General features: G+C 66.0%; 24 protein-coding genes. 16 read left to right on the top strand and 8 right to left on the bottom strand.

Annotation, left to right across the window (positions count from 1 at the left end):
• Positions 1 to 4 precede the first annotated feature (4 nt).
• Entirely contained in the window at positions 5 to 2,185 is a 2,181-nt protein-coding gene (locus tag ACSVDO_RS03170; RefSeq protein ID WP_489594869.1) for a TonB-dependent receptor, read from the bottom strand.
• 277 nt (positions 2,186 to 2,462) lie between these two features.
• Between ACSVDO_RS03170 and ACSVDO_RS03165 the strand changes: the two genes are divergently transcribed.
• The 3 genes from ACSVDO_RS03165 (at position 2,463) to groL (ending at position 7,383) form a co-directional block, all read left to right on the top strand.
• Complete coding sequence (locus ACSVDO_RS03165; protein WP_489594868.1) at positions 2,463 to 4,889, top strand: DUF3772 domain-containing protein; 2,427 nt, start codon at positions 2,463 to 2,465, stop codon at positions 4,887 to 4,889.
• 500 nt (positions 4,890 to 5,389) lie between these two features.
• A complete protein-coding gene (locus ACSVDO_RS03160; RefSeq protein WP_119558898.1) occupies positions 5,390 to 5,680 on the top strand; it encodes a co-chaperone GroES in 291 nt (96 codons plus the stop codon).
• 47 nt (positions 5,681 to 5,727) lie between these two features.
• Complete coding sequence (groL, locus tag ACSVDO_RS03155; protein WP_489594867.1) at positions 5,728 to 7,383, top strand: chaperonin GroEL; 1,656 nt, start codon at positions 5,728 to 5,730, stop codon at positions 7,381 to 7,383.
• A 113-nt stretch (positions 7,384 to 7,496) separates the two neighbouring features.
• Here the strand turns inward: groL and pgi are convergent, their stop codons facing one another.
• Positions 7,497 to 9,089: a glucose-6-phosphate isomerase gene (pgi, locus tag ACSVDO_RS03150; RefSeq protein WP_489594866.1), complete on the bottom strand. Its 1,593-nt coding sequence runs from the start codon at positions 9,087 to 9,089 to the stop codon at positions 7,497 to 7,499.
• A 1-nt stretch (position 9,090) separates the two neighbouring features.
• The gene (gene tal / locus ACSVDO_RS03145) at positions 9,091 to 10,044 is read right to left on the bottom strand and encodes a transaldolase (RefSeq protein ID WP_489594865.1); all 954 of its coding nucleotides are present in this window, start codon (positions 10,042 to 10,044) and stop codon (positions 9,091 to 9,093) included.
• 207 nt (positions 10,045 to 10,251) lie between these two features.
• Here tal and ACSVDO_RS03140 point away from each other — a divergent pair, with 207 nt between their 5' ends.
• Positions 10,252 to 11,097 (top strand): MurR/RpiR family transcriptional regulator, encoded by an 846-nt coding sequence (locus ACSVDO_RS03140; RefSeq protein WP_332533965.1) that lies wholly within the window; start codon positions 10,252 to 10,254, stop codon positions 11,095 to 11,097.
• 123 nt (positions 11,098 to 11,220) lie between these two features.
• Here the strand turns inward: ACSVDO_RS03140 and ACSVDO_RS03135 are convergent, their stop codons facing one another.
• From ACSVDO_RS03135 to ACSVDO_RS03125, 3 genes are all read right to left on the bottom strand, one after another.
• The gene (locus ACSVDO_RS03135; protein ID WP_332533964.1) at positions 11,221 to 12,330 is read right to left on the bottom strand and encodes a porin; all 1,110 of its coding nucleotides are present in this window, start codon (positions 12,328 to 12,330) and stop codon (positions 11,221 to 11,223) included.
• A gap of 222 nt (positions 12,331 to 12,552) precedes the next feature.
• Positions 12,553 to 13,608 carry a porin gene (locus ACSVDO_RS03130; protein ID WP_332533963.1) on the bottom strand — a complete coding sequence of 352 codons (1,056 nt, stop codon included), beginning with the start codon at positions 13,606 to 13,608 and terminating at the stop codon, positions 12,553 to 12,555.
• A 53-nt stretch (positions 13,609 to 13,661) separates the two neighbouring features.
• Positions 13,662 to 14,066 carry a hypothetical protein gene (locus tag ACSVDO_RS03125; RefSeq protein ID WP_332533974.1) on the bottom strand — a complete coding sequence of 135 codons (405 nt, stop codon included), beginning with the start codon at positions 14,064 to 14,066 and terminating at the stop codon, positions 13,662 to 13,664.
• Here ACSVDO_RS03125 and coq7 point away from each other — a divergent pair.
• Positions 13,956 to 14,531: a 2-polyprenyl-3-methyl-6-methoxy-1,4-benzoquinone monooxygenase gene (coq7, locus tag ACSVDO_RS03120; RefSeq protein WP_332533973.1), complete on the top strand. Its 576-nt coding sequence runs from the start codon at positions 13,956 to 13,958 to the stop codon at positions 14,529 to 14,531. The two genes, ACSVDO_RS03125 and coq7, sit on opposite strands and share 111 nt — an antisense overlap.
• Positions 14,532 to 14,561: 30 nt before the next feature.
• Here the strand turns inward: coq7 and ACSVDO_RS03115 are convergent, their stop codons facing one another.
• Positions 14,562 to 15,011 carry an OsmC family protein gene (locus ACSVDO_RS03115; protein WP_332533962.1) on the bottom strand — a complete coding sequence of 150 codons (450 nt, stop codon included), beginning with the start codon at positions 15,009 to 15,011 and terminating at the stop codon, positions 14,562 to 14,564.
• A gap of 365 nt (positions 15,012 to 15,376) precedes the next feature.
• Here ACSVDO_RS03115 and ilvA point away from each other — a divergent pair, with 365 nt between their 5' ends.
• From ilvA to ACSVDO_RS03100, 3 genes are read left to right on the top strand one after another with little or no spacing between them, the layout of a single operon-like run.
• Positions 15,377 to 16,930 (top strand): threonine ammonia-lyase, biosynthetic, encoded by a 1,554-nt coding sequence (gene ilvA, locus ACSVDO_RS03110; RefSeq protein ID WP_332683540.1) that lies wholly within the window; start codon positions 15,377 to 15,379, stop codon positions 16,928 to 16,930.
• A 24-nt stretch (positions 16,931 to 16,954) separates the two neighbouring features.
• Positions 16,955 to 17,767, top strand: coding sequence for an adenosylcobinamide-GDP ribazoletransferase (gene cobS, locus ACSVDO_RS03105; protein ID WP_489594864.1), 813 nt, complete (start codon positions 16,955 to 16,957; stop codon positions 17,765 to 17,767).
• Entirely contained in the window at positions 17,764 to 18,306 is a 543-nt protein-coding gene (locus tag ACSVDO_RS03100; RefSeq protein ID WP_489594863.1) for a histidine phosphatase family protein, read from the top strand. Before cobS ends, ACSVDO_RS03100 begins: the two co-directional genes overlap by 4 nt.
• Here the strand turns inward: ACSVDO_RS03100 and ACSVDO_RS03095 are convergent.
• Positions 18,296 to 18,709 carry a type II secretion system protein N gene (locus ACSVDO_RS03095; RefSeq protein ID WP_489594862.1) on the bottom strand — a complete coding sequence of 138 codons (414 nt, stop codon included), beginning with the start codon at positions 18,707 to 18,709 and terminating at the stop codon, positions 18,296 to 18,298. The genes ACSVDO_RS03100 and ACSVDO_RS03095 overlap by 11 nt on opposite strands.
• A gap of 75 nt (positions 18,710 to 18,784) precedes the next feature.
• On the opposite strand from ACSVDO_RS03095, the gene gspG reads away from it, so the two are divergent.
• The 8 genes from gspG (at position 18,785) to gspN (ending at position 24,485) form a co-directional block, all read left to right on the top strand.
• The gene (gspG, locus tag ACSVDO_RS03090) at positions 18,785 to 19,237 is read left to right on the top strand and encodes a type II secretion system major pseudopilin GspG (protein WP_332533957.1); all 453 of its coding nucleotides are present in this window, start codon (positions 18,785 to 18,787) and stop codon (positions 19,235 to 19,237) included.
• Positions 19,238 to 19,299: 62 nt separating this feature from the next.
• Complete coding sequence (locus ACSVDO_RS03085; protein ID WP_489594861.1) at positions 19,300 to 19,725, top strand: prepilin-type N-terminal cleavage/methylation domain-containing protein; 426 nt, start codon at positions 19,300 to 19,302, stop codon at positions 19,723 to 19,725.
• The gene (gene gspI, locus ACSVDO_RS03080) at positions 19,722 to 20,105 is read left to right on the top strand and encodes a type II secretion system minor pseudopilin GspI (RefSeq protein ID WP_332533955.1); all 384 of its coding nucleotides are present in this window, start codon (positions 19,722 to 19,724) and stop codon (positions 20,103 to 20,105) included. Before ACSVDO_RS03085 ends, gspI begins: the two co-directional genes overlap by 4 nt.
• Position 20,106: 1 nt before the next feature.
• Entirely contained in the window at positions 20,107 to 20,874 is a 768-nt protein-coding gene (locus ACSVDO_RS03075) for a PulJ/GspJ family protein (protein ID WP_489594860.1), read from the top strand.
• Positions 20,868 to 21,881 (top strand): type II secretion system minor pseudopilin GspK, encoded by a 1,014-nt coding sequence (gene gspK, locus ACSVDO_RS03070; protein WP_442881423.1) that lies wholly within the window; start codon positions 20,868 to 20,870, stop codon positions 21,879 to 21,881. Before ACSVDO_RS03075 ends, gspK begins: the two co-directional genes overlap by 7 nt.
• Complete coding sequence (gene gspL / locus ACSVDO_RS03065) at positions 21,878 to 23,110, top strand: type II secretion system protein GspL (RefSeq protein WP_489594859.1); 1,233 nt, start codon at positions 21,878 to 21,880, stop codon at positions 23,108 to 23,110. The genes gspK and gspL overlap by 4 nt, the downstream gene beginning before the upstream one ends.
• Positions 23,107 to 23,673 carry a type II secretion system protein M gene (locus ACSVDO_RS03060; protein ID WP_489594858.1) on the top strand — a complete coding sequence of 189 codons (567 nt, stop codon included), beginning with the start codon at positions 23,107 to 23,109 and terminating at the stop codon, positions 23,671 to 23,673. The genes gspL and ACSVDO_RS03060 overlap by 4 nt, the downstream gene beginning before the upstream one ends.
• Positions 23,670 to 24,485, top strand: a complete 816-nt coding sequence (gene gspN, locus ACSVDO_RS03055; protein ID WP_332549397.1) for a type II secretion system protein N — start codon at positions 23,670 to 23,672, stop codon at positions 24,483 to 24,485. Before ACSVDO_RS03060 ends, gspN begins: the two co-directional genes overlap by 4 nt.

The following is a 24,485-nucleotide window of genomic DNA, read 5'->3' as shown; positions in this document are numbered from 1 at the left end:
CGCCTCAGAAGTCAACGCTGGCGCTGATGGCAAAGGTGCGCGGGATCGACTGCACCAGGTAGTTGGAGCCTGGATAGCCGCCGACCGAAGCCCAGTACTGCTTGTCAAACACGTTGTCGACACGCGCGCGCAGCGTCAGCAGACGGTCGTTGCCTATGTCCATCAGGTAGCGCACGCCCAGGTCGGTACGCGTCCAGCCCTTGACCTGCAGCGTGTTGGCCGCATTGGCGTACTGGCTCGAGGTGTGGATCAGGCGGGCATTGAGCGCCAGGCCCTGCACGCCGGGCACATCCCAGTCGCCGCCCAGCGTCAGCTGGCGACGCGGCACGCCAATCGCATTGTTGCCCTCGTACAAGCCGCCTTGCGTGGTCTTGAGCTTGGCGTCCATGAAGCTCACCCCGCCCAGCACGCGCAGGCCCTTGACGGGTTCACCGAACACATTGAGCTCCAGGCCGCGGTAGCGCTGCGTGCCGAACTCGCCAAAGGTCTGGTTCTGCACATAGGTGACGGGCTTGTCGAGCGTATAGAGCGCAGCGGTGGCGCCCAGGCCGCCCTGCTGCCACTTCACGCCGACTTCCTTCTGCTTGGCCTTGTAGGGCGAGAACACCTGGCCGGCATTGAGCACGGGCAGATTGCCGGATGTGGCCGGCGCGACTTCACCCTTGATCAGGCCTTCGACATAGTTGCCGTACAGCGACACCTGGGGCGTGGCCTTGAACACCAGGCCCGCGACCGGCGTGGTCGCCGACTTCTTGTAGCTGCCGGTCTGCAGATCGGTTGCATTGCTGTAGCTGGTCTGCTCTATGGTCTGGTGGCGCAGGCCCAGCGTCAGCAGCACGCGCTCGTCGAGGAACGACAGGGTGTCGGCCAGCGCATAGCTTTGCAGGTTGTCCACCGCCGAGCGCAGCGGATTGTTCATGTTGGGGCTGACCGTGGTGTTGGCCAGCGGCGCCGAGCCCACGGGGTGGTAGATGTTGATGGGCACGGGCGAGAAATTGTAGGACCAGGCATTGCGTTCCTCATGGCGGAACCACGATGCCGACGCCACCACCTGGTGCTTGACCTGGCCGGTGACAAAGCGCCCGCGCAGGCCGATCTCGCCGGTCGCGGTGTCGTCTTCGCGCTTGGTATCGAAGCGGGTGGTGTTGGCCAGGCCCGAACTGTTGACCATCGAGGGCGTGGTCAGCGAATTGTCTTCCTTGCCGCGCTTGACACCGCCCGCGGCCCAGGCCGTGATCTGGTCGTTGAGGTCCCATTCGGCGCGCGCCGTCGCAAACAGGTCCTCGGCATTGGAATAGGTCCAGGGCTGGGCGTAGTTGGTCTTGTTGTCGGGCACATCGGGAATGAAGTTCGCGCCCGGGGTCACGCTGGGGCGCGCGGCCTTGAGCTTGTCCTTCTGGTAGCCGACATCGGCCGAGACACGCACATCGCGCGCGCGCCAGTCGAGGCCCAGGCCCAGCGCCGTGAGGCTGCGGTCCTCGCCGTCAATGGCCGTGCCGCCGTCGCGGCGCACCGCGTTCAGGCGCAGGCCCGTGCTGTTGTCGGGACCGAAGCGGCGCGACAGATCGACCGCGGCCGAAGCCTGGCCGCCCGATTGCACGCCCAGATCGACACGGTTGAGCGGCTCGTTGCCCGCGCGCTTGGGCATCAGGTTGATCGAGCCGCCGAGGTTGCTGCCGCCCGGGGCCGCGCCATTGAGGAAGGCGCTGGCGCCATGCAGCACTTCGACGCGCTCGAAGAATTCGGACGCGACATATTGGCGCGGCAGCAGGCCGTACAGGCCGTTGTAGGCCAGGTCGTCCGAATACATAGGCAGGCCGCGCAGCACATAGAGTTCCTGGAAATTGCCGAAGCCGCGCGCACCGCGCACCGACGGGTCGTTGAGCAGCACTTCGCCAATGCTCTTGGCCTGCTGGTCGCGGATCAGCGTATTGGTATAGCTGGTCAGCTGGAATGGCGTGTCCATGATGTCCTGCTGGCCCAGCAGGCCCACGCGCCCGCCCTTGGCGACCTGTCCGCCCGCGAACGGCTTGGCCAGGCCTTCGGCCGACGCATCGGCGCTGGCCTCGACGGTCACCGTCTCCAGCGTGGGCGCAGGCGCCTGCTGTGCGCTCACGGCACAGGCGGTGGCCCACAAAGCAATGGCGCCTACAGTCGGGCGCAGGACAAACGATGGTGTTTTCATGAAAATGAGATTGGAAATGATTCGCGTTAATTTTAAAGAATCATGTTCTTACATTCACGACTATCCACCTCGCTTCCCAGGTGAATCCGGTGCCATTTTTTCGAACTCGCTGACCCTGACAGAGGACAGCGTGCCAGGCAGGGCCTGCGCATTGAATTGGCGTGCGTTGCGGCAGGACAACACAGCCCGCAGCCCTGTCCCCGACCTTGCCCGTCCCGCCGCATAGACCTCTCGCAGCGGCAGGCTTAGCCCGGAGACAGAGCCGCGGAGGACTCCTATGATGGCTTCGATGACCTGGATCCACCGCCGCGCGCTCTTTCTTGCCCTTGCCGTCCTCTCCTGCCTGGCACTGCCCACGGTCCAGGCCCAGCCTGCGGCCAAGGCCCAAGCCGCGCCAGCGTCGCCCGCCGCACCGGGCGCGCCAGGTGCGGCGCTGGCCGCCGAGCAGCCGCTGCCCGATGTCGAGACCTTGCGCAGCCAGCTCGACCGGCTGCCTGCGACGGCCGACGGCAACGACGCCGTGCGCGCGCTGCAGGCGAGCTTCGGCGCGCTGAGCGCCCAAGCCAACCGCATCATCGAAGCGCGCACGGGTGAACTCAATGACCTGAACGCGCGGCTGGGCGAACTGGGCACGGCGCCGGCCCCGGGCACCAGTGAAGACGCCGACATCAAGAGCCAGCGCCAGACGCTGATACGCGACCGCAACGCCGTGGATGCGGAGATCCGGCTGGCGCGGCTGATCGTGGTCGATGCCCGCCAGCGCAGCGACGCGCTGCGCACGCGCGAGCGCGATCAGTTCCAGGCACAGCTCACCGACCGCGCGCCTTCGCCGCTGGGCGCGGCATTCTGGCGCGAGCTGGGACAGGCCTGGCCGGACGACAGCGCGCGGCTCGCGCCCATGGTGGCCGAAATGCAGGCCGCGGGCGCGCGCCTGGCGACGTCCGAGCACCGCGGCGCGGTGCTGCTGGCGCTGGCGCTGGCGCTGCTGGCAATCACCGTCGGCGACCTTCTGGCCGAACGCGGCCTGACGCGCCTGGCGCAGCGCGTGCTGCCCGGCGGCCGGCTGCGGCGCTCGCTGCTGGTCATCGCCATCGTGGCCGTCAACATGGCGGTGGTGGCGCTGGCATTGCAAGGCTTTCTGCAGACGGTGAAAGCGCGCGCCGACTTCGGCCCGCTGTCGAGCAAGCTCGTGGCACTGGTCGACGAATCCGTGCTCTACATCGTCTACGTGACCAGCCTGGGCCGCGCGCTGCTGGCCAACGCCCGGCCGTCGTGGCGGCTGCCGCCGCTGTCCGATGCGCTGGCGCTGCGGCTGCGGTCCTTTCCCTGGCTGGTGGCGCTGGTCGGCGTACTGGTCTGGGCGCCCACCCAGGTGGCAACCATCTCCGAACTCAGCCTGCCCGCGCTGCGGGCCTGCCAGGGAATTACCGCGCTGGCGCTGACGCTGCTGATCGCCGCCACGCTTACACGCCTGCGCATGCCGGCGCAGGACAGCGCCGAAGCGCCCGCGCCGCGCCCGCTGTGGGTAGGCCTGGGGCTGGGCCTGGTCACGCTGTCGCTGCTGGGTGTGGGGCTGCTGGTCGCGATCGGCTACATCAGCGTCGCGAGCCTGGTCGCCACGCAACTGGCGTGGACCGGACTGGTGGTCATCAGCTTCTATGTGCTGTTCCAGTTCGCCGAAGACCTGTCCATGGCGCTCGTCTCCTCGCGCGGCGACTTCGGCCAGCGCCTGCAGAAGAACTTCGGCTTCGCGCCGGCCACGCTGGACCAGGCTGCCGTGGTGCTGTCGGCGCTGGCGCGCGTGCTGCTGTTCCTGTACATGCTGATCGCGCTGGGCGCGCAGCTGGGCACGCGGCCCGACGAGGTGCTGCAGCAGACCGACCGCATCCGCGCCGGGCTCACCATAGGCGAGTTCCAGATCAAGCCGGCAGCGATCTTCAGCGCGCTGGCCGTGCTGGTCGGCGGCTTTGTCGCGCTGCGTGTGTTCCGCAACTGGCTGCGCGAGCGCTATCTGCCGACCACCACGATGGAGCCGGGCATGCAAAGCTCGCTGTCCACGCTGCTCAACTATGTGGGCATCGTGCTCGTGGTCGCGGCCGGGATGTCGGCCTTGGGCATAGGCATCAACCGCATCGCCTGGATCGCCAGCGCCTTGTCGGTGGGCATAGGCTTCGGCCTGCAGGCCATCGTGCAGAACTTCATCTCGGGATTGATCTTGCTGGCCGAGCGGCCCGTGAAGGTCGGCGACTGGGTGGTGCTGGGCACGACCGAAGGCGACATCAAGCGCATCAATGTGCGCGCCACCGAGATCCAGCTCGGCGACCGCTCCACCGTCATCGTGCCGAACTCCGAGTTCATCACCAAGACCGTGCGCAACATGACTTTGACCGCGACCGAGGGCCGGGTGCTGATCCGCCTGCCGCTGCCGCTGTCGACCGACGCCAAGCGCGTGCGCGAGCTGATGCTGGCCGCCTGCCGCGCCCACCCCGGCGTGCTGGAATCCCCCGAGCCCTCGCTGAGCCTCGAAGGCATAGAGAACGGCAGCCTGATCTTCCAGGCCATCGCTTATGTCGCCAGCCCGCGCCTGGCCAGCGGCGTGCGCAGCGATCTGCTGTTCACCATGCTCGACGACTTCAGGAACGCCGGCCTGCCGCTGGCCGTGCCCACGATGATGATGGCCAGCGCGCCGCCGGCGCCGGTCTGAGGCGCCAGGAGCAGCGCCGGCGTCGGAAGGTGTAGCGCATTCCCAATTGCACCTTGCGCGTGGGCGCCCAAGCGGATGTACCGCACTGTCGGTGTTGAGCCACAGCTGCGTGCCATCGGCCAGCGTGAGCTGGCGCTGCTCCCCTGGCATGCGCCTTGCCCGCCGCCAGCCAGGCCTGCTGCAAGCAGCCATGGTGATCGGTGCAGAGCGCGGTGACTTGCGTGTTGAGCGAGCTGGGAGCAGATGACATGGCGTGCGCACCAGTCACAACATCGTCGGCCCATTTTTCACGAACAAGAATCACTATCATTTGATAGTCATCCCCCCCGGGGGAACCCGGCAATCCGCAGTGTCTTGCAGCAAAACACTTGAAACCGCGAAAAATGACCGTATGATTAGCACTCATTGGGGTCGAGTGCTAACAGCACCCAGCCCCAGACGCTTTCGAATGCCGCGCACCGCGAGGCTGTTGTTCAAACCTGTTGATATTTGGAGATGTTATGCAACTTCGTCCCCTGCACGATCGCGTGATCGTCAAGCGCCTGGAAAACGAAACCAAGACTGCTTCCGGCATCTTTATCCCCGACAACGCCGCAGAAAAGCCTGACCAGGGCGAAATCCTGGCCGTCGGCCCCGGCAAGAAGAACGACAAGGGCGAACTGATCGCACTGAACGTCAAGGTCGGCGACCGCGTTCTGTTCGGCAAGTACAGCGGCCAGACCGTCAAGGTCGATGGCGACGAACTGCTGGTGATGAAGGAAGACGACCTGTTCGCAGTCGTCGAGAAGTAAATCTTCTCTTTCCCAGCATTCCAGTTAACTGAATTCGGAGAATCAAAATGGCAGCTAAAGACGTAGTTTTCGGTGGTGAAGCTCGCGCCCGCATGGTTGAAGGCGTGAACATCCTGGCCAACGCGGTCAAGGTGACCCTGGGCCCCAAGGGCCGCAACGTGGTGCTCGAGCGCTCGTTCGGTGCTCCTACCGTGACCAAGGACGGCGTGTCCGTGGCCAAGGAAATCGAACTCAAGGACAAGCTGCAGAACATGGGCGCCCAGCTCGTGAAGGAAGTGGCCTCCAAGACCAACGACATCGCCGGTGACGGCACGACGACCGCTACCGTGCTGGCCCAGGCCATCGTGCGCGAAGGCTCCAAGTATGTCGCCGCTGGTCTGAACCCCATGGACCTGAAGCGCGGCATCGACAAGGCTGTGACCGTTCTGGTCGAGCAGCTCAAGGCCCAATCCAAGGCCACGACCACTTCCAAGGAAATCGCCCAGGTCGGTTCGATCTCCGCGAACTCGGACGAGTCCGTGGGCCAGATCATTGCCAATGCAATGGACAAGGTCGGCAAGGAAGGCGTGATCACGGTTGAAGAAGGCAAGAGCCTGGACAACGAACTCGAAGTCGTTGAAGGCATGCAGTTCGACCGCGGCTACCTGTCGCCCTACTTCATCAACAACCAGGAAAAGCAATCGGCCATCCTGGACAACCCCTTCGTGCTGCTGTTCGACAAGAAGATCAGCAACATCCGTGACCTGCTGCCCACGCTGGAGCAAGTCGCCAAGGCCGGTCGTCCCCTGCTGATCGTTGCCGAAGACGTCGAAGGCGAAGCCCTGGCGACGCTGGTTGTGAACACCATCCGCGGCATCCTGAAGGTTGTGGCTGTGAAGGCTCCTGGCTTCGGCGACCGCCGCAAGGCCATGCTGGAAGACATTGCCATCCTGACGGGCGGCAAGGTCATCGCTGAAGAAGTCGGCCTGACGCTGGACAAGGTTACGCTGGAAGACCTGGGCCAGGCCCAGCGCGTCGAAATCGGCAAGGAAAACACCATCATCATCGACGGTGCTGGCCAAGCTGCTGAAATCGAAGCCCGCGTGAAGCAGATCCGCATCCAGATCGAAGAAGCCACTTCCGACTACGACCGTGAAAAGCTGCAAGAGCGCGTGGCCAAGCTGGCCGGCGGTGTTGCCGTGATCAAGGTTGGCGCTGCCACCGAAGTCGAAATGAAGGAAAAGAAGGCCCGCGTTGAAGACGCACTGCACGCTACCCGTGCAGCTGTGGAAGAAGGCATCGTGGCCGGCGGCGGCGTGGCTCTGCTGCGTGCCAAGCAAGCCGTGGGCGAGATCAAGGGCGACAACGCCGACCAGGACGCCGGCATCAAGCTGATCCTGAAGGCCATCGAAGCTCCTCTGCGCGAAATCGTCGCCAACGCCGGTGGCGAACCGTCGGTCGTGGTCGATGCCGTGCTCAAGGGCACGGGCAACTTCGGCTTCAACGCCGCCAACGACACCTACGGCGACATGATCGAAATGGGTATCCTGGATCCCACGAAGGTCACGCGTACTGCTCTGCAGAACGCCGCTTCCGTCGCAGCGCTGCTGCTGACCACCGAGTGCATGATTGCCGACGCTCCCAAGGCTGACGCAGGTGCCGACATGGGCGGCATGGGCGGCGGCATGGGTGGCATGGGCGGCATGGGCGGCATGGGCATGTAATTTCCTGCAAGGGAAATTGCGGTCCGGCAGGTCGAAAGACCTGCTGCCACCAGCAACAAAAAACCCGCAGTTCGCAAGAACTGCGGGTTTTTTGTCGTCAGTGCCAGCCGCTGCTAAGGCAGATCGGCGGCGATCAGGCGCCGCATCAATCCTGCCGTCGACGCATCGACATCCTGCCAGTCGCCGCGCTCCTGGCGGTCCGCGAGGTTGCGCGCCAGGTTCTTGCCCAGTTCCACGCCCCACTGATCGAAGCTGTTGATGCCCCAGATCGCGCCGGTGACGAACACCCGGTGCTCATACAGCGCGATCAGCGCGCCCAGCGAGGCCGGATCGAGCTGCTGCAGCAGCAAAAAGCTGCTCGGACGGTTGCCGGGACAGTATTTCTCGCTCGACTCCTGGCGGCGTCCGACCATCAACGCCTGGGCCTGGGCGACGGCGTTGATCAGCAGGCTGTGCTGGTGCGCGCCCAGGTACTTGCCGCCGCCGCGCATGGCGATGAACTCGACGGGAATCACATCTGTCCCCTGGTGCAGCATCTGGAAGAATGCATGCTGGCCATTGGTGCCCGGCTCGCCCCAGACCACGGCCGAAGTCGCCACGCCCACGGCTTGTCCCCGGGCATCGACGCGCTTGCCGTTGCTTTCCATCTCCAACTGCTGCAGATAGGCCGTGAGCCGGCGCAGGCCGTGGCTGTAAGGCGCGATGCAGCGGCTGCCGAAACCGTGGAAATTGCGATACCAGATGTCGAGCAGGCCCAGGCGCACGGGAAGATTGCGCGCCAGCGGGGCCGTGACGAAGTGCGCATCCATCGCATGCGCGCCGGCCAGCAACGCACGGAAATGCGCGGCGCCCACGGCGATCGCGATCGGCAGGCCTATCGCCGACCACAGCGAATAGCGCCCGCCGACCCAGTCCCAGAAGCCCAGCGTGCGGCTGATACCGAACTGCGCTGCGGCTGCCACATTGGTCGTCAGCGCAACGAAATGCTCGGCAATCGCGCATTCGCCGTTCTGCGTTCCGCCATTGGCCAGAAACCAGGTACGGGCGGAATGTGCGTTGAGCATGGTCTCGGCCGTGGTGAACGACTTCGAGGCCACGAGGAACAGCGTGCTTTCGGGGCGCACGCGCGACAGCACATGGCCCAGCTCGTGGCCGTCGACATTGGAGACGAAATGAAACCGCTTGTAGGGGCTGCACCAATCTTCGAGCGCATTGACCACGACTTCCGGTCCCAGATGCGAGCCGCCTATGCCGATATTGACGATGTCGGTGATCTCGGGGCGCGCGCGCACCTGCTCGGCCAGCGCAAGCATCGCGTCCAGCGTTTCATGCACCGCGTCCAGCGCCGTGCGCACCGCAGCCGCCATGGGACGCTCGCGCAGCAGCCCGCCGTCGCGCGGCATGCGCAGCAGCCAGTGCATCGCGGCACGCTCTTCGGAAGTATTGATGAGCGCGCCGGCGAACATCTGGTCGCGGCGTTGCGCCAGACCGCACTCCTGTGCGAGGTTTGTCAGCAACTGCTGGGTTGCGGGCGTGATGCGGTTCTTGGACAGATCAGCAAATACATGCGGCGCCTGCTGGCTCAGCGCCGCGAGGCGCTGGGGGTCGGCGGCAAAGGCCTGGACGATATCGAATTCCGCCATTTCCTCCTGGTAATGGCGTGCCAGCGCCTTCCAGGCCGCGGTCTCATGGCACAACACTGTCATCCTAGGCAGCCGCCTGTTGCATCAGGGTTTCGAGCTGCAGCGTGTCGGCGACAAAGGCCCGGATGCCTTCGGCCAGCTTCTCGGTCGCCATCGCATCGGCATTGAGCGCCAGGCGGAAACCCGGTTCATCGTAATGCAGCGCGGGCAGGTCTAGCGCCTGCGCCGCTTCGGGCACGAGCGCGCGCTCCAGGGTCGCATCGCTGGCAGCGAGCTTGGCCAGCAGATCGGGGGCGATCGTCAGCAGATCGCAGCCGGCCAGCGCCGTGATCTGCCCCAGGTTGCGAAAACTCGCGCCCATGACTTCGGTGGCGATGCCGAACTTCTTGTAATGCGCATAGATAGCGCGCACCGAGCGCACACCCGGGTCGTTGGCTCCGGCCATCGCGGCTTCGTCCCAGGAAGCGCCCGCCTGCTTCTTGTACCAGTCGTAGATGCGACCGACAAACGGCGACACCAATTGCACCCTGGCCTGGCCGCAGACGACCGCCTGGCACAGCGAGAACATCAAGGTCAGATTGGTATGGATGCCGCGCTGCTCGAGGCGGCGCGCGGCTTCGATGCCTTCCCAAGTCGCAGCGATCTTGATCAGCACCCGGTCGATATGCACGCCTTCGGCCTGATAGAGCTCGACAATGCGTTCCGCCCGGGTCACGGTGGCTTCGGTATCGAACGACAGCCGCGCGTCGACTTCGGTCGAGACCCGGCCCGGCACGAGTGCCAGGATTTCACAGCCGAAGCGCACCAGCAGCCGGTCCATGATTTCGTCCAGCGGCCGGCCACGGCGCTGCACCACCGTCGCCTTGAGCAGTGGCGCATACTCTGGCATCTGCACGGCCTTGAGGATCAAGGACGGATTGGTGGTCGCATCCTGCGGCAAATATTGTGCAATCTGGCGAAAATCGCCGGTGTCCGCCACCACGGTGGTGAACTGTCGAAGCGCGTCGAGCTGACTCATGACCTGTTCCATTCTTGAAAAGCACCTGTCTGACACGATGCTGTAGCCTTGTTATCTTACAAGCAGCGGCCACCGCACTGCGCCAGCACCCGCGAGCAGACACAGCACGATACAAATGCGCAGTGTAGGCGCAGCCATGCAGGGGCCGGCCAAGGCCCGCAACTGCGGTTACATTGACGCACGCAGCGCTTACCGCCCAGGACTTCCATGTTAGATCGCATCACCGCCTCCCTGCCTTCCCTGGCCCCGGCCGAACAGCGCGTGGCGCGTCTCGTGCTGGCCGACCCGCAGGCCTTTGCGCAACTGCCGGTGCGGCTGCTTGCCGAGCGCGCCCATGTGAGCAAGCCGACTGTCGTGCGCTTTTGCCGCAGCATGGGCTATGACGGCCTGGCCGACTTCAAGGTCAAGCTCGTGAACAACGCCAACGAAGGCGTGCCCTTCATTCACCGCAGCGTCGACAGCGATGACAAGACCGGCGATGTGCTGGTCAAGGTCGTCGACAATGCCGTGGCCGCATTCCTGCAGTATCGCAATGCCGCGCGCGTGCCCGACCTCGAACGCGCAGCGCTGGCCATCGTCAGCAGCTGGCAACAGGGGCGGCGCATCGAGTTCTATGGCGCCGGCAATTCGGGCATCGTTGCCCAGGATGCCCAGCACAAGTTCTTCCGGCTGGGCGTGACCAGCCTTGCGAGCAGCGACGGACATATCCAGGTGATGAGCGCCACGTTGCTCGGACCGGGCGACTGCGCGTTGATCATCTCGAATTCCGGGCGCACACGCGACCTCATGGATGCGGCCGACATCGCGCGCGAGCGCGGCGCGACCACGATTGCGATCACGGCCAGCGGCTCGCCCCTGGCCCATGCCTGTGACATATTGCTCGCCGCCGACCACCCCGAAGGCTACGATCGCTACAGCCCCATGGTCTCGCGGCTGATGCACCTGCTGATTATCGATGTGCTCGCCACCTGCGTAGCGCTGCGCATCGGCGAGCCATTGCAACCCGTGCTGCAGAAAATGAAGGACAGTCTGCACGCCAAGCGATATACCTGAGCAGCAAAACAGCAGGGGTGCCTATATTCGATTATTCATGCATCGAACATAGGCACCCCTGCCAAAAAACCTCTGAATACGCAATATATCCCGGGCAAATCCCCTTGCGGGGATTTATCAGGATTAGAAGCGGTGGCGCAGGCCGGCAGTGATGCCGGTGCGATCACGCGCGCGGCTGGTCGGGTCCAGCACAATATTGGTTCCGCCCTTGATCTTGGTGTAATCCACACCGAAATAGGCATCGGTACGCTTGGAGAAAGCATAATCAGCCACGGCAACAATGAAGTTGGCCTTGCCGTTGTCTGCTGCCACCGGGCTGCCCGACTGCTTGGCATGGTAGTAATGCAGGCCGGCATTCAGCTGAGGCGTGACCTGGTAGCCGAAACCGATCTTGGCCATCTGGCGCTTGTCGGCCGCGCCGCGCGTGAAGCCGCCGTTGGTGTCGCCGCCCCACATGCCGCCGACAATCGCCGAATCGACCGGTCCAGGCGTGCCCTTGAGTTTGTTCACGCCGTAGCCGAGATTGAAGTACAGCGCATTCATGCGGTAGGATCCACCCAGGGTCCAGGCATCGACCTTGGCGTTCTGCGGCAGGTCATAGTTTTGGTAGCCCACACCCGCAGAAATGCCGTTGGCCGAATAGCGCAGATAGCCGCCCGCGGTCTTCGCGCTCGCGCCGCTCACGTCCTTCTCATCGAACGAATACTGCAAGGCACCGCGCACGGCGCCGAACTCGGCCGTGTACTTGAGCATGTTGTTGGCGCGCGCGCCCAGCGACATGCCGATTTCAGGCTTGTAGGCTTCCATGTAAGGCGAGTAGGGGAACGACGAATAGGTCGAAGTCACCAGATCGAACAGCACGTTGTACTGGCGACCCATGGTCAGCCGGCCCATGCCGCCTTGCAGACCCAGCCAGGATTGCTGCCAATAGTTGGCGGTTGCCGTCGATCCCGAATCGGTCAGGAAACGATTTTCCAGATTGGCAATGGCCTTGAGGCCGCCACCCAGGTCTTCGGTCACATTAATGCCCCAGCGGCTTTGCGACATGCCGCCACCAATCATTTTGGTCAACGATGAGTTTCCGCCTACGCCTTCATTATTGGTATGACGCACTGCAGCATCCACAATACCGTACAGCTGAACGCTGCTGGTGCCCTGCTGGGCGAATACGGCAGGGGTTGCAACCACCAAGGCGGCCAATGCGATGGCATTTTTCACAAACGATTTTTGCATGCTGCTGTCTCTCTTTATGAATAAAAGTGTGGCTGGGAGAATCCATTCTAAGTACCCACTTTTATTGCGCCTAGATAGCAGTGCAGCATCACAACACAGGTTTTCCCTGCAGGATTTTCCCTAGATAGCAGTTTCCCTCTGAGCGAAAACACCATAAAAAAAGCCAGTCCGAAGACTGGCTTTTTTGATTTCTATGAAAAGCTGAGCGAACTCAGCCCATCATTAGAACGAGTGGCGCACGCCGACTTGCACGCCGGTTTGCTTTTCGTTGGCTGCGGAAGTGGTGTTGATACCCTTCGACTGCAGACCCAGAGCCGAGCCGTCCTTGTTCTTCAGGTAAGCAACGGTGCCGTACACAGCAGTGCGCTTCGACAGGTTGTGCACGTAGCCCAGCGACAGTTGGTCGGCTTCGCCGTTGATTGCCTTCTGGTCGTAGCGTGCGTATTGCAGCTTGACTTCGCCAGCGCCGCCGACAGGTGCCGACACGCCCAGAGCGTAGTTGTTGAACTTGCGGTCAGCACCAGCGTTGTACGAGTACTCTTGACGCTGAGCGATACCGATCAGCTTGGCCACGCCGAAGTTGTACGAAGCAGCCAGGGTCAGGGCGTCACGGTCGCCAGCGCCGCGCGTGCCGGCACCGATCACGTTCAGGCGGTCATACGACACTGCAGCGCTGATGGGGCCGTTGTCATACGACACGTTGCCGCCGACGTAACGACCAGCCTTGCCGGTGGTTTGTTCGTCGAAACCGTAGCTCACGCCAGCCTTGAAGCCGCCGAAGTTAGGCGTGTAGTAGCTGATCAGGTTGTTCGAACGGATGCCGTTTTCGTCACCGTTGGTGGCAGCAGCGCTGTCCCAATTGCGCCAGCCGGAGAATTGGCCGATGCCGGTTTGGCTGAACAGATCGTACGAGCTGGTCTTGTTGTAGCCTGCAACCAGGTCACGACCCAGGCGCACTTCACCGAAGTTGCCTTCCAGGCCAACGGTCGAACGACGCTTGAAGTTCAGGCCATCAGGATTGCCGCCGTCAGCGAAAACTTCGCCTTCGAGCCAGAAACCAGCCTTCAGACCGCCGCCCAGGTCTTCCACGCCGCGGAAGCCGATACGGCTGGTAGCGTTGCCGCTGGTGCCCACGCCGAACTTGTTGTCGCCAGCTGCATTGACGTTGTCAACGTAACCAACGCCGGCATCGATGATACCGAACAGGGTCACGGAGGATTGGGCCATGGCGGCGCCGGAAGCAGCCAACACGGCCAGGGCAATCAGGGATTTTTTCATTGCGAATTACTCCAAGGTTTAACAGAGGGCGTCGGTAGGCAAAAAGAGCAGGGTCAAACCCTGGATTCGCCGGTTACCCGCGCCAACCTCCTGGTGGGGAAGCTCTTGCTATTGCAACAGACGACCGACCGATGCGCAAAGCAATTCACCGATAAGCCGCTCGATTCCGGGAATTCGTTGCACGGTTGCAACACCGCTTCAATGCGCGGCACAATCGTGCACAGGGGCCGCACCCGGTCCCGGCTTCTCGCGGCGCTGCCTCCGGTCAGCCCGCGCCTTTCGCCTTGCAGCAGCTTTTTATCTCTATGGACAAGATCTTGACGGCAGCGGACGCTGCGCTTCGCACCCTGTTTGCCCGCCCGGCGGCGTCGCAGCCCTCGCCTGCGCAGGGCATTGCCGAGGCAGACCTGGATGAAGCCGAGCAGCGCCTCGCAGGCGCACTGATGCGTGTCAATCATGTGGGGGAGGTCTGTGCCCAGGCGCTGTACAACGCCCAGGCCATGGTCACGCGCGATGCGCATCTGCGCGAACATCTGATCGAAGCGGCGCGCGAGGAGACCGACCACCTGGCCTGGTCGCGCGCGCGCCTGGATGCGCTGGGCCAGCGTCCCAGCCTGCTCAACCCGCTGTGGTTCGCGGGAGCGTTTGCGATCGGCCTGGTGGCCGCCAAGATCAGCGACCGCGTGAGCCTGGGCTTCGTGGTGGAAACGGAAAATCAGGTATCGGCGCATCTGGGCAGCCATCTCGATCGCCTGCCCGAACAGGACCTGGCCTCGCGCGCCGTGGTGCAGCGCATGAAGGAAGACGAGGAGCGGCATGCGGCCGACGCGCTGGAAGCCGGCGCAGTGCTGCTGCCGCCGCCCGTGCAGAACCTGATGCGCGCCGCGGCCAAGGTCATGACCACCACCGCGCATTACGTATAGAAACACCCACCGCCTGGCGGGTGCTTCCTTTTACGCTTCGACGATATCGAAACCCGTCGTGATCTCGGCGGTCTTGCCGAGCATGATGCTGGCCGAGCAATACTTCTCGTGGCTCATGGCGATCGCGCGCTCGACGGCGCTCGCGGGCAGGCCCTTGCCGGTCACGGTGAACTGCATGTGGATCTTGGTGAAGACCTTGGGGTCGGTGTCGGCGCGCTCGGAACTGAGCTTGACGCTGCAGCCGCGCACATCGTGGCGACCGCGCTTGAGGATCAGCACCACGTCATAGGCGGTGCAGCCGCCGGTGCCGGCGAGCAGCGCTTCCATGGGGCGCGGCGCGAGGTTGCGCCCGCCGTTGTCCGGATTCTTTTCATCGGGCGCACCGTCCATTGCCAGGATATGGCCGCTGCCGGTCTCCGCCACAAAGCCCATTCCCGAGCGGGTGCCGCTGGCACCGGTCCAACTCACTGTGCATTCCATGCCGATTCCTTTGCTTTAACTGTTGCGAAATGGCATCGCCATTCCGGTAAACCCTGATTTTGCTGCAACGCAGCATCTTTTGCGATACAATTGGCTCAAGCGTTACCTGAAGTGATTGTAATTTTCAGGCGGACCGCAGGACATTATTCCTGTATCGCACCCTTTGTCTCCTCCACCTCCTCTAATGGTGGATTCAGCCCCAGGCTTCACAGCCTGGGGCTTTTTTTTGGTCGATTGACTTGGCAGACCGGCGGATCGCAAGCCTGCGAACACCTGTCGGACTCACCCGCAAACGCTCGAACGCCTATGATGGCGGCCCAGCCTACCCGCGGGCTTGCCTTCGCGGCCCAGCCTTTTCGCCGACCATGACAAAACACCTCACTCCCGCCGACTACCTCACCCGTATCCTGACCGCGCGCGTCTATGACGTGGCTGTGGAATCGGACCTGCAGCCCGCCAAGAACCTGAGCCGCCGGCTGCACAACAAGGTGTTGTTCAAGCGCGAGGACCAGCAGCCGGTGTTCAGCTTCAAGCTGCGCGGTGCCTATAACAAGATGGCCCACCTGAGCCAGGAGCAGTTGCAGCGCGGCGTGATCTGTGCCTCGGCCGGCAACCATGCCCAGGGTGTGGCCATGAGCGCGCGCAAGCTCGGCTGCCGCGCGGTGATCGTGATGCCCACCACCACGCCCCAGCTCAAGGTCGATGCTGTGCAGGCACTGGGCGGCGAAGTGGTACTCGCGGGTGAAAGCTATTCCGATGCCTACAAGCATTCGCTGCAGCTGCAGCAGGAGCAGGGACTGACCTTCGTGCACCCGTTCGATGATCCGGACGTGATCGCGGGCCAGGGCACGATCGCCATGGAAATGCTGAGCCAGCTGCAAAAGCTCGGCACCCAGCGCCTTGATGCGGTGTTCGTGGCCATAGGCGGCGGCGGCCTGATCTCGGGCGTGGCCAATTACCTCAAGGCCGTGCGCCCCGACATCAAGGTGATAGGTGTGCAGACGCGCGACTCGGACGCGATGGCGCGTTCGGTGCAGGCCGGCAAGCGCATCGAGCTGGGCGATGTGGGACTGTTTGCCGACGGCACGGCCGTCAAGCTCGTGGGCGAGGAGACCTTCCGCATTGCGCGCGATCTGGTCGATGAATATGTGGTGGTCGACACCGACGCGGTCTGCGCGGCGATCAAGGATGTGTTTGTCGACACGCGCGCCATCGTCGAGCCTTCGGGCGCGCTGGCCGTGGCCGCGATCAAGCAATATGTGGCCACGCACAAGACCAAGGGCGAGACCTATGCCGCCATCCTGTGCGGCGCCAACATGAATTTCGACCGCCTGCGCTTCGTCGCCGAGCGCGCCGAAGTCGGCGAGGAGCGCGAAGCGCTGTTCGCGGTCACCATCCCCGAGGAACGCGGCAGCTTCAAGCGCTTCTGCGAAGTCGTGGGCAAGCTGCCCGGCGGCCAGCGCAATGTGACCGAATTCAACTACCGCATCAGCCACCAGCAGCGCGCGCATGTGTTTGTCGGCCTGACGACGGCGGCCAAGGGCGAATCGGAAAAGATCGCGAAGAACTTCCAGAAGAACGGCTTCGAGGCGCTCGACCTGACGTTCGACGAAATGGCCAAGGAGCATCTGCGCCACATGGTGGGCGGCCATTCGCCGCTGGCCCAGGAAGAACGGCTGCTGCGCTTCGTGTTCCCCGAGCGCCCGGGCGCGCTGTTCAAGTTCCTCAGCATGATGGCGCCGACCTGGAACATTTCGCTGTTCCACTACCGCAACCAGGGCGCGGACTATGGGCGCATCCTGGTCGGCATGCAGGTGCCGGCCGAGGACGCCGCTGCGTTCGACGCCTTCCTCGCCTCGGTGGGCTATCCCTGGGTCGAAGAAACGCTCAATCCGGCCTACCGCCTGTTCCTGCAGTAATTCTCGCGCGGCCGGCACCCGACCATGCAAGCCCTGCGCCACTTCCTGCTGGCCCTGCAGTTCTTCACGCGCATTCCCGTGACCGGGCGGCTCGCCGCCTGGGTGGGCTTCAGCCCGGCGATGCTGCGCGCGAGCGCGGCCCACTTCCCCGGCATAGGCTGGATCGCGGGCGCGGTCGGCGCGGGCACCTATGCGGCAGTCTGCGCCGCGCTCACGCCCAGCGTGTTCGCGCCGCTGGCCGCCGCGGTGCTCAGTTGCATCGCCACGGCCTGGATGACCGGCGGCTTCCATGAAGACGGCCTGGCCGACGTGGCCGACGGCCTGGGCGGTAGCGCCGACCGCGAGCGCGCGCTCGACATCATGAAGGACTCGCGCCTGGGTGCCTATGGCGCGCTGGCGCTGGTGCTGGCCTTGCTGGCCAAGATCAGCCTGCTCGCGGTGCTGGGCAGCCACAGCCTGACCGCCGCGGCCGCGGCCGTGGCCGTCGCGCATGTGGTTTCGCGCTTCTGGCCGCTGTGCCTGGTGCGCCTGCTGCCGCATGTAGGCGACACCGCGCGCTCCAAGAGCAAACCCCTGGCGGACCAGATCAGCGCCCGCACGCTGGTCGCGGCCGGCCTGTGGTGCCTCGCTCCCCTGGCGCTGTACGCGCTGGCTCAGCCCGTGCTGGCCTTGGGCCTGGGCCTGCTGGGCAGCGCATTCGCGGCGCTGTGGCTCGCGCGCTGGTTTGCCCGGCGGCTGCAGGGCTTCACGGGCGACTGCCTGGGCGCGACCCAGCAGATCAGCGAGATTGCGTTCTACCTGGGCGCTGCTGTCGGCGTGCTGCGCGGCGCCGGATGACGCGGCTGTGGCTGGTACGCCATGCGCTGCCGCTGGTCGCGCCGGGCATCTGCTACGGCCGGCTGGATGTGGACGCCGATGCCCAGGCGACGCAACAGGCCGCCCAGCAACTGGCGCAGGCCTTGCCCGGCGGCGTGCTGCTGCGCCATTCACCGCTGAGGCGCTGCGTGCAATTGGCGGATGCCGTGCGCGCGCTGCGGCCCGACCTGTGCAGCCAGGCGGATGCGCGCCTGCAGGAAATGGATTTCGGCGCCTGGGAAGGCCAGCCCTGGGATGCGCTGCCGCGCGCCGAACTCGATGCCTGGGCCGCCGACCTGCATGGCTATGCGCCCGGCGGTGGCGAGGCACTGGCCGCGATGCTCGCGCGCGTGCGTTTGGCGCTAGAGGAACCGGGCCCCGCCGACACCGACAGGGTCTGGATCAGCCATGCGGGCGTGGCGCGCTGCGTGCATTGGCTGCGCACCGAGCGCGGAAAACCGGCGACGGCCGCTGCGTGGACCCAGGCCGCGCCCGCGCCCGGGCAGTGGTTTATTTCTTGATCGGCAGTTCTAGCGTCACGGTGGCTTCACCCTGGCGCGAAGGCCCGAGCCGCGCCTGCTGTACGCCGACCGACTGCAGCACCAGGCCTTGATCGACTTGCGCGCCCACGGGAAACGCCCGCGCGGGTTGGCCGTTGACCCCGATCACCGCTGCGCCGCGGCCACTGTCGCGTCCCGCCAACAGTCCCTGGAGCGTATAACGGCTGGGCGTGGCCGGCGCCTGGGCCGTGGGTGCGGCCGGTCCCGCACCCAGCACCTGGGCCAGCGCCTGCAGGTCCACTGCGACGGGGCCGGGCGCGGCAACCGCGACCATCGCCGCCTCGACCGGGGAAGCCAGGCGCAGAGTCCAGAACACCAGGCACGCTCCCGCGACCGCCCAGAGAATGAACGTGCACAAACGCACGCGCCAATTTTGAAGCGAATTTGTCACCATGACGCATTATCATGGGTTCATATGACGTTACAGCTACTGAATTCCATGACAGTTCCGCAATGCACACCGGCGCGCCCGCTGCGCCAGGCCGTACAGCGTGGTTTCACGCTGATCGAGCTGATGGTGGTGCTTGTCATCATCGGCGTGCTCGGCGCGCTGATCGTGCCCAACCTGCTCGACCGCGCGGATGACGCGCGTCGCACGGCGGCGCGCACCGACATCACCAACATCATGCAGGCGCTCAAGCTCTACCGGCTGGACAACCAGCGCTATCCGACGACCGAACAGGGATTGCAGGCCCTGGTGGCGCGTCCCACTGCAGGCCCCCAGCCCAACAACTGGAAGCCTTATGTGGAAAAGCTGCCCAACGACCCCTGGGGCAATCCCTACCAGTACCTGAACCCGGGCATCAAGGGCGAAGTCGATGTGATGTCGCTGGGCGCCAACGGCCAGCCCGGCGGCGAAGGCAACGACGCCGACATTGGCAGCTGGCAGTAATGCGCCCTCTTGGGGCAGCGCGCCCGTACGCGCGTGGGCTCCCTGCCTGACCGGATACGGCCATGACACGCGCACGCGGTTTTTCCCTGTTGGAGTTGCTGGTTGTGATCAGCATCATGGCGCTGGCCACGGCCGGCGTTGCCATGTCCATGCGCGACAGCGGCCAGAGCCGGCTCGAGCGCGAAGGCGAGCGGCTCGCGGCCTTGCTCGAGGCCGGCCGCGCCCAGGCACGCGCCAGCGGCACGCTGGTGCGCTGGCAGGCGACGGCTGCGGGCTTTCGCTTTGAAGGCCTGCAGCCCGGCAGCACCTTGCCCACGCAGTGGCTGGATGCGGGCACGCGCGTCGCCGACGGCGCGGTGCTGGTGCTGGGCCCCGAGCCCCTGCTGCCGCCGCAGCGCACGCTGCTGACCCATGTCGACACGCCCGAGCTGCGCCTGTCGATTGCGTCCGATGGCCTGCGGCCGTTCGCGCCCGAGGGCAGGCCATGAACGCACCGCTGCGCCGCCGGAACGCTGCGCCCGCCCGCGGCTTCACGCTGATCGAAGTGCTGGTGGCGCTGGGCATAGTCGCCATCGCGCTGCTCGCGGGCGCCCAGGCCACGTCGGCGCTGACGCGCAACGCCCAGCGCCAGACAGACATGCTGCTGGGCCAGCTCTGCGCCGAGAACGAACTGGTGCGCATGCGCCTGTCGCAGCAGATGCCCCCCGTGGGCGACACCAGCGGCAGTTGCGAGCAGGCGGGCCAGGTCTTTGGCGTGACCCTGATCGTGCGCCCCACGCCCAACCCGAGCTTTCGCCGCGCCGATGTGAAGATTAGCAACGGCCAGTTTCCGGTGCTGAGCATCACCGCCATCGTGGGACGTTTTTGACATGCAGGCCCGCGCGCGTCGCCCCCTGTCCCGGGCCAGCGGTTTTACCCTGGTTGAATTGCTGGTCGCGCTGGTGGCGATGGCGCTGATGGCCTTGATGGGCTGGCGCGGCCTCGACAGCATGCTGCGCTCGCAGCAGTACACCCGCGCCCATACCGACGCGCATGCGGTGCTGCAGACCGCGCTGGCCCAATGGAACGCCGACCTCGACGGACTGATGACGCTGGAAAACACCCAGGCCATAGCCTGGGACGGCCAGGTGCTGCGCCTGACGCGGCGCAACACCGCCGCGCCCGAAGCCGGCGCGCTGGTCGTGGGCTGGACCCGGCGCACCAGCCAGGGCCGTGACCAATGGCTGCGCTGGCAGTCGCCGCCGGTGCGCACGCGCAGCGAATGGAACGATGCCTGGAACCAGGCCAGCCAATGGGCACGCAATCCCAGCGACGCCCAGCGCGCACGCGAAACCGCGCTGTTCCCGCTCAACGGCTGGGCCATCTATTACTACCGCGGCGGCGCCTGGAGCAACCCCCAGTCCAGCGATGCCACGACCAGCACGGCGACCGACGCGGCAAATGCAGCCGCAGCCGCGGAAACCACAGGGACCGCGGGCACGGCGGGCACGGCGGGAACTCCCGGCACCACTGCCGCCACCAACAACGACATTCCCGATGGCGTGCGGCTGCAGCTCGATCTTCCCGCCGGCGCGGGCATTGCCGGTCGCCTCGTGCGCGACTGGGTCAACCCCCTGCGCCAGAACAGCAGATCATGATCGCCACGCGCTCCCTCCGCACCGCCGCCCGCAGCCCGTCGCGCGGCGCCGCCTTGCTCACCGCGATGCTGACCGTGACGCTGGTCGCGACCTTCGCGGCCACGGCACTGTGGCAGCAATGGCGTGCGGTCGAGGTCGAGACCGCCGAGCGCGCGCGCGCCCAGGCCGCCTGGATACTGCTGGGCGCGCTCGACTGGTCGCGCGTGGTGCTGCGCGAGGACGCGCGCTCGGGCGGCCCCGACCACCTGGCCGAGCCCTGGGCCGTGCCGCTGCAGGAAGCGAAGCTGTCGAGCTTTCTCGCCGCCGAAGCCAACGTGAGCCAGGTCGACGATGCGTCGACCGAAACCGCGAATGCTTTCCTGTCGGGTGAAATCATCGATCTGCAGTCGCGCATGAACCTGCGCAACCTGCTGCTGCGCAATGAAGCCACCGAGCTCGCGTTCTCGCGCCTGTTCGAGCGCCTGGGCCTGCCGGCCTCTTCGCTGCAGCAGATCGTCGTCGGCCTGCGCATGGCCCAGGCCGCGGGCAACAATCCGGAAAGCACGGCACCGCTGATGCCGCGCACGCTGGCCCAGCTCGGCTGGCTGGGCGTCGCCCCCGAAATCATTGCGCGGCTCGAGCCGCATGTCACACTGCTGCCCACGCCCACGCCGGTCAACCTCAACACCGCGAGCGCCGAAGTGATCTGGGCCAGCGTCAAGGACCTGGACTGGGCGCGGGCCAACCAATTCATCCAGGCGCGCGAGGCCAGCCCCGTGCGCACCATGCCGGATGCGCTGCAACGATTGGGCATGCCGTCCGACACGCCGCAGGACCTGCTCGCGTTCTCATCGTCTTTCTTCGAGATCCGCGGTCGCCTGCGACTTGGCGAAACCATGGTCAGCGAACGCTCGCTGGTGCAGCGCACCGGCATGAATGTCGTTACCCTGTGGCGCGAACGCGGCCACTGGACCTCCCAGAATCTGCCCCTGCCGGTAGCCACTCCGGCACGTACCTCCAGTCTATGAGCCTTCTGATACTCCAACTGCCGCTTGCGCCCGCGGGCCCTGAATGGCAATACGCGTTTGCGCTGAGCCTGGATGGTCAGACCGTCGCACGCCATGCGGCGGCCACGGCGACCGAACTGCCCGCGGCGGGACGCGCGGTCGAAGTCGTCGCCGTCATCCCCCACCAGGCGCTGTCATGGCACCGCATCACCTTGCCGGCCGGCATTGCCGTGGGCACGCGCAACGCGACCACGCGGCTGCGCTCGGTGATCGAAGGCCTGGTCGAAGAACATCTGCTCGATGAACCCGAACTGCTGCACTTCGCGCTGGAGCCGGGCGCGCGCGCCGGCCAGAGCGCCTGGGTCGCGGCCTGCGACCGCGGCTGGCTGCGCTCGCACCTGCAGGCGCTGGAAACCGCACAGCGGCGCGTGGACCGCATCGTTGCCCAGCTGACGCCCGCGGCCGAAGGCCAAGCTCCTCACCTCTGGGCCATGGGCACGCCGGAATCGGCCTGGCTGCTGGCCACGGGCTGCGGCCCCGACCAGGGCGTGGCCTGCGCGCCGCTGAGCGCCGAAGGCCTGGTGCTGCTGGGCGCGCCCGAAGGCCTGGTCGTCGACGCCGCGCCCGCGGTGGCGGCGCTCGCCGAGCAACGCCTGCAGCAACCGGTGCGCCTGGAGGCACTGGCCGAACGCTTGCTGGAAGCCAGCCGCAGCCCCTGGAATCTCGCGCAGTTCGATCTGGCCGTAGGCGGTCGCAGCCATGCGCTGCGGCGCGTGGTCAGCGCCTGCCAGTCCTTCGTGCGCGCCCCCCAGTGGCGCGCCGCGCGCTGGGCGCTGGGCGTGCTGGTCGTCGCCCAGCTGGTCGGGCTCAATGGCTGGGCCTGGAAGGAACGCCAGGCACTGGCCGCCAAGCAGGCCGCAGTGCGCGCGAGCCTGCTGCAGGCGTTTCCGAAAACTGCGCTGGTGGTCGATGCGCCGCTGCAGATGGAGCGCGAAGTCGCCCAACTGCGCCAGCGCACCGGCAGTCTTTCGGCGCAGGCGCTCGAGCCGCTGCTGTCGGCCGCGGGCCAGGCCCTGCCCAGGGGCATGCGCCCGCATTCGATTGAGTACAGCGATCAGGAGCTGCGCCTGCGCGGGCTCACGCTCGACGCCACGGCGCAGCAGCAGCTGCAGTCGCAACTGGCCGCGATGGGCTATGCCGCCCGCGCGGACGCGCAAAGCCTGGTGCTGCGCGCAAAGGAACAACCATGAATACCGCCCGCTCTCCCCGCCTGGGCGCCTGGCAGGCGCGCTGGGCCGGTCTGGCGCCACGCGAGCGCCAGGCCCTGTCCCTCGCCGCGGGCACGATCGCCCTGGCGCTTGCCTGGTGGCTGCTGCTCGCCCCCGCGCTGCAGACACTGCGTGCCGCGCCCGCACGGCATGCGGCGCTAGACCTGCAGCTGCAGCGCATGCAACGCCTCGAAGCCGAAGCCCTGCGCCTGCAGGCCGAACTGCCGCCGCCCACGACCGAGTCCGCCGGCGCGCTGCCTGCCGCGCGCCCCGACCTGCAACGCGCGTTGCAGGACTCGGTCAGCAGCCAGCTCGGCCCGGGCGCACGCCTGGTGCTGCAGGGCGAACGCGCCCAGCTCACGCTCAAGAACACGCCTGCCGCGGCGCTGGCCGCGTGGCTCGGCCAGGCACGCCAGAATCTCAAGGTCAGCACCGTTGAAATGCGGCTCACGGCGACTGCCGGCCCGGCGCAGGCCAGCGCCAGCGAACCGCACTGGGATGGCAGTCTGGTGCTGGCCTTGCCGCTGGCGGAGGCCACGCAATGAAGTCCTTGCGTCGCTCGCCGCGCAGCCGCCGGGCCGAGGCCACCGTGCGCTCGCCGCGCGCCTGGGCCGTCACCGGCGCGCTGCTGGGCGCGCTGGTGACGCTGGTGCTGGCCGCGCCCGCCCACTGGCTGGCCGCGGGCCTGGAGCGCGCGACCCAGGGCCAGCTGCAACTGCTTGAAGCCCGAGGCACGCTGTGGACCGGCTCGGCGCGGCTGGTGCTCAGCGGCGGCGCGGGCAGCCGTGACGCGCTGGCACTGCCCTCGCGCGTGGAGTGGCGGTTGCGCCCCGATTGGCGCGGCGCGCGCATCCAGCTCGCCACCGAATGCTGCACGCCGCAGCCGCTGCAGGCGCGCATACTGCTGCACTGGCAAGGCGTGGAAACGCAGGTCCAGGACCAGCAGAGCCAATGGCCTGCGGCCCTGCTCACGGGCCTGGGCACGCCGTGGAACACCGCCCAGATCCAGGGCCAGCTGCAGCTGCGCACCCAGGGTCTGAAGGTGCAATGGCTGGCCGGCCGCCTGCGCAGCGAAGGCCAGCTGCAGCTCGATGCGCTGGGCGTTTCGTCCCGGCTGTCGACGCTGCGCCCCATGGGCAGCTATCGGCTGGTCTTTGACGGCGGCGATGCGCCGCAGGTCACGCTCAGCACGCTCGAAGGCCACCTGCAGCTCAGCGGCGCGGGCCAATGGGTCGGACAGCGCCTGCGGTTTCGCGGCGAAGCCAGCGCCTCGCCCGAGCGCGAGGCCGCGCTGGCCAACTTCCTCAACATCATCGGGCGGCGCAGCGGCGCGCGCTCCATCATTTCCCTGGGCTAA

The organism is Comamonas sp. DB36, assembly GCF_057914905.1.
The sequence above is the reverse complement of the archived record's forward strand: the minus strand, read 5'-3'. Positions and strand labels throughout refer to the sequence as shown.

Bases quoted from the DNA above. Each gene is read 5' to 3' on its own strand.
- ACSVDO_RS03170 (WP_489594869.1), bottom strand. From the start codon at position 2,185: ATGAAAACACCATCGTTTGTCCTGCGCCCGACTGTAGGCGCCATTGCT.
- ACSVDO_RS03165 (WP_489594868.1), top strand. From the start codon at position 2,463: ATGATGGCTTCGATGACCTGGATCCACCGCCGCGCGCTCTTTCTTGCC.
- ACSVDO_RS03160 (WP_119558898.1), top strand. From the start codon at position 5,390: ATGCAACTTCGTCCCCTGCACGATCGCGTGATCGTCAAGCGCCTGGAA.
- groL (WP_489594867.1), top strand. From the start codon at position 5,728: ATGGCAGCTAAAGACGTAGTTTTCGGTGGTGAAGCTCGCGCCCGCATG.
- pgi (WP_489594866.1), bottom strand. From the start codon at position 9,089: ATGACAGTGTTGTGCCATGAGACCGCGGCCTGGAAGGCGCTGGCACGC.
- tal (WP_489594865.1), bottom strand. From the start codon at position 10,044: ATGAGTCAGCTCGACGCGCTTCGACAGTTCACCACCGTGGTGGCGGAC.
- ACSVDO_RS03140 (WP_332533965.1), top strand. From the start codon at position 10,252: ATGTTAGATCGCATCACCGCCTCCCTGCCTTCCCTGGCCCCGGCCGAA.
- ACSVDO_RS03135 (WP_332533964.1), bottom strand. From the start codon at position 12,330: ATGCAAAAATCGTTTGTGAAAAATGCCATCGCATTGGCCGCCTTGGTG.
- ACSVDO_RS03130 (WP_332533963.1), bottom strand. From the start codon at position 13,608: ATGAAAAAATCCCTGATTGCCCTGGCCGTGTTGGCTGCTTCCGGCGCC.
- ACSVDO_RS03125 (WP_332533974.1), bottom strand. From the start codon at position 14,066: ATGATTGACACGCATCAGTGCGCCTGCGAGGCGCTGCTCGGCTTCATC.
- ACSVDO_RS03115 (WP_332533962.1), bottom strand. From the start codon at position 15,011: ATGGAATGCACAGTGAGTTGGACCGGTGCCAGCGGCACCCGCTCGGGA.
- ilvA (WP_332683540.1), top strand. From the start codon at position 15,377: ATGACAAAACACCTCACTCCCGCCGACTACCTCACCCGTATCCTGACC.
- cobS (WP_489594864.1), top strand. From the start codon at position 16,955: ATGCAAGCCCTGCGCCACTTCCTGCTGGCCCTGCAGTTCTTCACGCGC.
- ACSVDO_RS03100 (WP_489594863.1), top strand. From the start codon at position 17,764: ATGACGCGGCTGTGGCTGGTACGCCATGCGCTGCCGCTGGTCGCGCCG.
- gspG (WP_332533957.1), top strand. From the start codon at position 18,785: ATGACAGTTCCGCAATGCACACCGGCGCGCCCGCTGCGCCAGGCCGTA.
- ACSVDO_RS03085 (WP_489594861.1), top strand. From the start codon at position 19,300: ATGACACGCGCACGCGGTTTTTCCCTGTTGGAGTTGCTGGTTGTGATC.
- gspI (WP_332533955.1), top strand. From the start codon at position 19,722: ATGAACGCACCGCTGCGCCGCCGGAACGCTGCGCCCGCCCGCGGCTTC.
- ACSVDO_RS03075 (WP_489594860.1), top strand. From the start codon at position 20,107: ATGCAGGCCCGCGCGCGTCGCCCCCTGTCCCGGGCCAGCGGTTTTACC.
- gspL (WP_489594859.1), top strand. From the start codon at position 21,878: ATGAGCCTTCTGATACTCCAACTGCCGCTTGCGCCCGCGGGCCCTGAA.
- ACSVDO_RS03060 (WP_489594858.1), top strand. From the start codon at position 23,107: ATGAATACCGCCCGCTCTCCCCGCCTGGGCGCCTGGCAGGCGCGCTGG.
- gspN (WP_332549397.1), top strand. From the start codon at position 23,670: ATGAAGTCCTTGCGTCGCTCGCCGCGCAGCCGCCGGGCCGAGGCCACC.